The sequence below is a fragment of the Faecalimonas sp. LCP19S3_D12 genome, assembly GCF_052121495.1.
Lineage (GTDB): Bacteria > Bacillota > Clostridia > Lachnospirales > Lachnospiraceae > Faecalimonas.
Genome location: NZ_JBQKED010000116.1, coordinates 1 through 993 on the forward strand (window position 1 = coordinate 1; position 993 = coordinate 993).

A 993-nucleotide genomic window follows, 5' to 3' on the forward strand; every position below is an offset into this window, starting at 1 on the left:
CTTGATTATCTTGAGTTTTCCCGCTTGTTCCGGTGTGATATAGCCGTCAATGGCATCACGCAGTTCGGGAAGTTTCTTTTTCAAACTTTTGAAAACAAGGGGTTCAAGGTCAAAGGAAGTATCTTCAGGGTTTTCTAAAATCTTATCCAGTATTGCCTGAGCAGATTTGCCGAAGGTGTCCGAAACAACGTTTCCCAACTGGATATTGGAAACCGTGAGACAGTTCTGCAAACGATTCTTTTCGCTTGATTTGAAGCAGGTCAGTTTGAAACGGTAACGCATAAGGTCACGAAGCTGGCGGATGTCAGCAGGAGGCATAAAGCTACCGGAAACAAGGTCATGCTTAAACAGGTCAGCAATCCATTTGGCATCTTTCTTGTCAGTTTTCTTTCCACGGATAGCCTTAACATACTTTGGATGAGCAAGGACAATCGAACAATCTTTTTCGAGAATGTTATAAACAGGAATCCAGTATTTACCAGTAGATTCCATACAGACATCCTTGCAATTATGTTCGAGCAGCCATTGTAACAAATTTTTCAAACCCTTCGTGTAGGTAGAAAAACGGTGGCGCTCGTAAGAGGTAACGCCGTGCTTGTCAGTAGAAGCAATGCAGGCGACTACAAAAGTCTTGTGGACATCAATGCCACAACAGATTTTGTACACGATTTTTAAAGCCATAGGGACTCCTTTCAGAACCGGAGCGGTTCGCTAAAGATTATAGGGAGAGACGGAATTGACTGACTGTCTAAGCCATAAACGAAGTTGTTTAAACAGAGATAAGATTTCGTGCTTGGTGTCACACTTATTTGTGCCTGAAAAGACAGTCTACACATATAACAATACGGTCATCCGGCAAGCCGGACAGCCCACTCACCTCCTCGTGATTTGTAGTATACCGAGTTCCCTACAAGAAGAATTATAAAGAAAAAATAAGCTCAGGGAAACATTTTCATTACGTTTTGTGCCTGAGCGAAGCGAAAGGAATGGATA

Annotated in this window: 1 protein-coding gene; it reads right to left on the minus strand. The window is 42.5% G+C overall.

Features of this window, described 5'->3' with window-relative positions:
- A partial coding sequence (locus ACTQXY_RS15490; RefSeq protein ID WP_441660212.1) for an IS110 family RNA-guided transposase occupies nucleotides 1-681 on the minus strand: 681 nt, incomplete at its 3' end.
- Between the last annotated feature and the right edge of the window lie 312 nt (nucleotides 682-993).